Here is a 6485-nt window from a genome sequence, read left to right as displayed (position 1 = left end):
TGAGTCCAGTCGAATACCGTACTCATGCCAACTACGTTGCTTAAATATAAATTGTCTAACTTTTTGGGTTCAGTTCATCTGCCGAGGGTTCTTTTTCCGGAGTATGCAGATTTTTATAAGTCCTTGATATGAAAGCATTTACTCGATACCCAAGTGGGAGGAGGATGTATAAAAAGTGCACATTTCATATATATGTTAACCCTACAAAAAATTTACTATATGTGAAAAATGTGATGAAAATAGCTTATTCTATGCATCAAATATGTATGAGATCTACTAAAAGCAGCCGAAATAATCAAGGTTGCTCTTTTTTCGCCTAAAATCGTGTTGCTAGCGAATTCATATGCAAAATTAAAAGTCTTTTCGTGAGTAGTTAGTTGTATTAGTAATTTCCTCATACTACCTCTTATTTTCTTCAACACAAATCAAATAATACGTTTAGGAGGTGTTTTTATGCCAGAACACGGTTTCAATGAAACCCATGATAATAACAATCATAGCAATAGTTATGATACAAACGGTGGAAGTATCCAACCAATAGATGTACCCCAATCTGTCGGAAATAAAATTCCTGCTGAAAACGATGGAATAACTGGAAAAGTAAATGCAAACCTCGGATACCATCCAAAAAAATAGCACGAAAAAACCGCCCTACAAAAGTAAGGCGGTTCTCCAATAAGCTTTATCTTACAAAACTAAAACCATGTAGAATCTTTATATTTTGGAAATTATACCATTTAACAAAAAAAAGAGCAATCCTAAAGTACTCTTTTTCTCAGTATAAACTAACACAAAATGTGTGCATTGGTGCTCAAGGAGTGTTCAATAAAGTATAGAAAAGGGCACCTTTCTATCGAGAAAAGTGCCCTTACTCCAAGATAACATGTGCGTGCAAATTAATTATAGCATGATATTTCTTTGAAAATTAATACATATTATAAGATTAAACTACTCAAGATACTGAGAAGTACCTCCACTCTAGAATCTCATTTACCTTTTAATAAAACCAATCTTAAATAAATCGTACCACTCTTCTAATTCTTTACCTTTTAGAACATCTAATTTTTCTAAAATATCTCTCGAAAATTCTAATGCACCACTTCCATTAGCAGTAATTAGGCAGCCACCACTAACAGATTGTGCTTCTATATAGTTTTCGTCACCTCGATAATTAGGTGCTCCTTCTTTTAAATAAGGTAATGAATTTCCTGTATGTTTATTTTGATCAAGAAACCCATAATTGCCTAAAAAGGTAGTTGCATCACAAATCGCTGCAACAGGAATATTATGTTCAAAACAAAAACTCACAAGCTTCTTTACCTGATGATTTTTCTCTTCTCTCCATCCAGTTCCCCCAGGAATAATTAACATAACAAACTCCAATTTAGAAGAAAAGTCGTGTAAGCTGTAATCTGGAAGAACAGTCAATCCTCCCATTGAAACCTTAGGATTATTATCAATCGCAATTGTTTGAACTTGAAATCCTGTGCCGAGTTTATTTAACTCAGCTGTCACATAACTGGCTTCCCAATCAGCAAAACCATCTGTAATAAAGACCAACACTTTTTTCATCTATATGTCCTCCCTAATTCTTGATTGGAAATATAACCAAGTACATTACTAATCTCCTAACTTAATTTACCATATTTTATATATTCCATAAAATAGAAAATTATATCGTTTGTAAAAGTATACTTTTGCGGACTTTTATTTGATTTTAGTCCAATACTTTAACATATACAGTCTCTTTCTAATTATTTAATTTTTTAGCTACTTATAAGAATTTTTCATGCTGTCCCTAACACTGCTATAAAAACAGAATATTCAATTATTTTAATTTATTTCGTAAGCGATTACATATATAATGAAAATAAGGTTGGATAGCAAGCTTGGCTATCATTTTATATGGCGTAGGCAGGGCCAGTACAAGATGAGAATGGCTTATCATATAAAATATTTTGTTAATTTGTATGTATAAGAGATTGCTAGTTGTACAATAATAAAAAATAGGAACTTGCATAAAGGAGGTCAAACTATTGAGCGAATATAAACAGGTTTTCTCTACATTTATTAATGAAGAACGATTTGATTTACATTCATATCTTACTTATTTATTTATCAATGAATGTCAGGAAGATGTAGTAAATCAGTTAGAACAGAAACATGTAAACCAATAAATTTATAAATAGGAAAAAGGAAAGGGTAAATAATAATGAATGGAAAAATCGTGTAGGTGACTTTATCTTTCTGAGCAGAAGGAATAGGTCGCCTATTGGTACTTCTACTTAAGTATTTAATACACTAAATTCAATGTTAAATCTTTTGGAAGATTAAAGGGCTTATAACGGAAGTGCTTTATTATTTACTTAAGCTAACGAGGCAGGTTAGTTTAATATTTGGACAATTTATTTTTCTAGGGTTTTCTTGAAAATGGATGGTTCTTTTTTAACGTGAAATTGCTCTTTTAAAAAGCCCCTTAAATCTCTCTCTATCTTCGGGTGTAAATGGTTTTGGCCCCTTTGTACGCTTTCCGCTTTTTCGCGCCATTGCACTCAGATAACGTGTTTGTAATAATCGGTCAATGTTTTCATTTGTATAGCTAGACCCATTATGGTGAAGTACCGCACACCCTTTTGCTAAACCTAGCGAAGCAAGACCATAATCTTGCGTAACGATTATATCTCCTTTTTCTACTAACCCCATAATCCGATAATCCGCAGCATCTGCTCCAGAATCAACATAAATGGTTTCCACTCCTGATGGTTGTTCCACATTAGAAAAATGAGAAAAGCTAGTAACAAGGATAACAGGAATTTTAGCATTCGTACCTTCAGAGATAATGATATCTTTTACCGGACAAGCATCTGCATCAACATAAATTTTCATCTTTACCTCTCCCCGTAAATAAGTTTGAGTTGATGATAATGGAAGATTTAGCCTTTGTCAAACGATAAGATATTTTACCTAAAACTATTAAAAAACAGTTGTTGTATTAAAGCGCGTGTTTGATGCTCTCTTTTTTAAAAGGAGAAGCTAATTTGATCTCACGTAACCTTCTAAAATATGAAAAAGATGTTATTATCACTTATGAAACCCATAATAATAATGATGTGATTTCTCTTTATTAGGAGTGTGATGATATTTGTTTTTAATTGATTTATGTGAACCTTGTAATGTTGAGGAAATAATAACTCAAATAGACCCTTTTTCTACAATAGATGTAAATACTAAAGTATCTATAACAAAAATAATTTATCATTTACTTAAATAAATTAACGAGTTTTTAATTTAGTATAAATGTTATTGCATATCCTAAATGTTTACGAAAAAATAAGGTATGAAACAATAAATACATAAAAGAAAGAATTAGCCTACCTTAATAAGGCTATCTCTTGGTGCGGAAAATGCCTAATTCGGGGTAAAAACTCCCAAAGCAATTATCATAAGTACTAGCTTTTTCTTCAATGGACAACACTCCTATTCAGTTTTTTAATACCGAACGAATGTAACAATTTGAGAAAAATTTTAATGGTTTATTTTGTTACATTTGCATGACATAGGAAAAACTGTTGCATCGTAAATCATAGAACAGTTAATACTAATTTTACGACTAAGAAAGGAGATGAAACTATATGAAAAGTAAAAAATTAGAAAGACAATTTCTAAAGTGTATAACCGTCATATTTTTAGGTAGCTTACCCTTCGTTTTAAAGAAAACCCCTGTCAAAGACTCACTGTTGGTCTTGTTTATGAATGGATATACAAATGCTATCGTTGACAGATTTCTAGTTAATCGTCAAATACTTCAATACCCTATACGCTTTATACCTAAAGAGTTTAAATCGAATGTTTTATTTGATTTCTTATGTTTACCAACTGTTTCTTTATGGCTTTATCATTTAACAAAAAATGATAATCCTTTTAAAATTGTATACAAGATTGTACTTACCATCAGTTCATTGTTTTTAGTTGAGTTATGGGCAGAAAAATATACGAAACTAATCAAGTGGCAAAAAGGATGGAAATGGTATTACAGCCTTATTAGCCTTAATGTAAGAGCTTTATTTAGTCGTTTAGTAATTGCAATTATTAACATTATACAAAAGAAACAAGAGGGTTAACCTATGCTCCTACTAAAAAAAGTGATCTTGTATCTCCCTCTTGTTTTATAGGTGGAGACTCAACTGGTTCTGCTTCTTCAAAGGTGAACAAATTTAATTGTTCAGTCTCGAATGAATTACCGGATGTTTCGCAACCAGTTAATGCACGGAACAGACCTTCATTTTCCCATCCTGTTAAGTTACCCCCAATAGATACTTCACTCACATGAGCATGAGAAGAACTTGGGAATGCTACTCAGGTATTAGTTGTTTTTCATTTTATAACCTTTGAATTTATAACCCTATACGCCCGTAAGATCAACAAAGCTCTTATAGGAATACGTAATCGCAACAGGCGTACCTACTTGAACTTTATCATAAAGCTTTTCAATATCTGCATTATGCATTCTCACGCATCCTTGACTCACGTACTTTCCAATGCTGCTTTCATTTTTGTTGCCATGAATACCGTATGTATCACCATACGTACCGTTAGCATTTAATCCTAACCAACGTTTTCCTAATGGGTTGTGAGGATCGCCCCCAGGAATATGTCCTGTATAGTAAGGGCGGTTTTTAATTTTGTTTACCACTTTAAAAAAGCCAACAGGTGTTTTATACCACGTTTTTCCCGTTGCTACTGGATCAACGATTTCAATATAGCCATTGTGAAAATAGGCAAGCTTGTTATAGTACTTGTTAATAATAATCAAATCTTGATTCGCTGGCTTACTTACTGCTTCTGTTTTCCCCTGATTTACTCCACATAATGCGACCATTATTAATGTAAGAACGGTCATCGATTTCATAAAGATGTTTTTCATAAAAATATCTCTCCTCTTTTTTATATGTTTATATGAAATGAAAAAAGCACCTTCCAAATGGAAAGATGCTTATCGTAACGATTATTTAATAAATAAAGAGGCCAACTTTGCATTACAATAAATTGACCTCTTTTTATCTTTATCTTTATTTTCTTTCTCTTAATAGACGGTTATTCTGAGAAATAATAACACTGCTAAAAACAATGGTAGCAACCATACCCAAAATAGAGAAGAACAGTAGTGCCACAAAATTATTATTTGAACGCATAGACGACCTCCATTATTTGTGAATTATTAATATTATTTGAAACCTCCCTGTTTTTATTCTCTATTAGGCACTATTTCAGTCCTACTCTTTGCAGAGAAACGTTCTCTAACGAAATGAACTTTTGTTTTGCGTATAACTCATTCGATGCAAATTTCAGCACCTCAAAATACATATAAAAAAGACCACTCATGGAAGAGAGGCCTTTTTGTATTAAAACATTAATTTAAAAATGATCAGAACTATTTTTGTCTTCTTTATACTGTTCCTTGGTTGTAGTAAAATGCATGCCCTTGTAAAAGTTTATTAATTCCTTCTAAATAATAAGGAGCACGTTGTTCCACTTGTTCAATATCGACCCATGCAAGTTGGAATATTTCTTTAGGCATCTTGATTTCTTCAGTTCCACCTACAATATGTCCTTCAAAAGTAAAGAAGATAGCATGATGGTTCCTTTTCAAATATTTCCCTTCGTTGATGGCTAATATTTTGCCTGGTTCAATTATCAATCCAGTTTCCTCAAATACTTCTCGAATTATAGCTTCGACTAATGACTCACCAGCTTCTACTCTTCCACCTGGAAAAGACCAATGTCCTTCATGATTATCAACCATTAAAATCTGATTGTACTCATTTTTAATGAGGGCATAGACTACTTTTACTTCTTCCATAAAGTATAAATCCTCCTAAGCGTACGGATACAACATATACAAACCCTAACAACTTTATCGCCATTCTAAATTTTTCATTCCTTATTAATTTTCTCTGTATGACGACAAGAAGGGAAAGAGGAACAGCCAAAAAAGCGAGTGCCACTCCCATCTCGTACGACTAGATCTTGCCCACACTTTGGACATTTACGAGGTTCTGGTGTGATATTTTCAAAGATTTCCCGTGCCTTAAAAACGGGATTTACCTCATTAATAAACTTTTGAAGATCCGCCCGATCCAATAAGGTCACATCACATGCAGCTGCAAGTTCTTTCGCTTGTTTCGTAAAATAACTATTCGTCACAACCCACGCCTGATTCGCTTTATAATACGCTTTTGCCCCATACACTTCTTGTACAGCTGAAATACTAACCCGATTTTTAATTCCATATCGTTTAGCTTGAATGACAATCTTTTCTTTGCCTTTCATCACTAAATCAGCCCCAAAGTCACCAGACTTTTTGGTTACTTGAGGTTTATATCCTAACTGTTGGAAAAGGGCCTGCAAGTAGGGTAAGCACCCAGCGCCTTTCTGTATTTCTACAGGAGGTTTCCAAGAGCTCCCCTCCGAACCGTACGTACACC

The 6485-nt window shown here is 33.2% G+C and carries 7 protein-coding genes; 2 read left to right on the top strand and 5 right to left on the bottom strand.

The window, feature by feature from the left end; genetic code table 11:
- The first annotated feature begins 453 nt into the window (after positions 1-453).
- The gene (locus ACFX4R_RS29315; RefSeq protein WP_340449167.1) at positions 454-636 is read left to right on the top strand and encodes a hypothetical protein; all 183 of its coding nucleotides are present in this window, start codon (positions 454-456) and stop codon (positions 634-636) included.
- Positions 637-990: 354 nt separating this feature from the next.
- Here ACFX4R_RS29315 and ACFX4R_RS29310 read toward each other — a convergent pair whose 3' ends face one another.
- Both ACFX4R_RS29310 and ACFX4R_RS29305 read right to left on the bottom strand, forming a co-directional pair.
- The gene (locus ACFX4R_RS29310; protein ID WP_377571722.1) at positions 991-1572 is read right to left on the bottom strand and encodes a type 1 glutamine amidotransferase family protein; all 582 of its coding nucleotides are present in this window, start codon (positions 1570-1572) and stop codon (positions 991-993) included.
- An 873-nt stretch (positions 1573-2445) separates the two neighbouring features.
- Positions 2446-2886, bottom strand: coding sequence for a YaiI/YqxD family protein (locus ACFX4R_RS29305; protein ID WP_340449172.1), 441 nt, complete (start codon positions 2884-2886; stop codon positions 2446-2448).
- A gap of 746 nt (positions 2887-3632) precedes the next feature.
- On the opposite strand from ACFX4R_RS29305, the gene ACFX4R_RS29300 reads away from it, so the two are divergent.
- Entirely contained in the window at positions 3633-4121 is a 489-nt protein-coding gene (locus ACFX4R_RS29300) for a CBO0543 family protein (protein WP_322552721.1), read from the top strand.
- A gap of 281 nt (positions 4122-4402) precedes the next feature.
- On the opposite strand, the gene ACFX4R_RS29295 is transcribed toward ACFX4R_RS29300, so the two are convergent.
- The 3 genes from ACFX4R_RS29295 to ACFX4R_RS29285 form a co-directional block, all read right to left on the bottom strand.
- Positions 4403-4924 (bottom strand): L,D-transpeptidase, encoded by a 522-nt coding sequence (locus ACFX4R_RS29295; protein WP_377571720.1) that lies wholly within the window; start codon positions 4922-4924, stop codon positions 4403-4405.
- A 522-nt stretch (positions 4925-5446) separates the two neighbouring features.
- Positions 5447-5860, bottom strand: a complete 414-nt coding sequence (locus tag ACFX4R_RS29290; protein WP_043981752.1) for an NUDIX hydrolase — start codon at positions 5858-5860, stop codon at positions 5447-5449.
- Between the two features lie 74 nt (positions 5861-5934).
- A partial coding sequence (locus ACFX4R_RS29285) for a restriction endonuclease (protein ID WP_483879963.1) occupies positions 5935-6485 on the bottom strand: 551 nt, incomplete at its 5' end.

It is taken from the genome of Priestia sp. YIM B13490, from assembly GCF_042787735.1.
In the GTDB taxonomy this organism is placed as follows: Bacteria; Bacillota; Bacilli; order Bacillales; family Bacillaceae_H; genus Priestia; species Priestia megaterium.
Note: the sequence above shows the minus strand (reverse complement) of the source record. Positions and strands in the feature narration are given on the sequence as shown.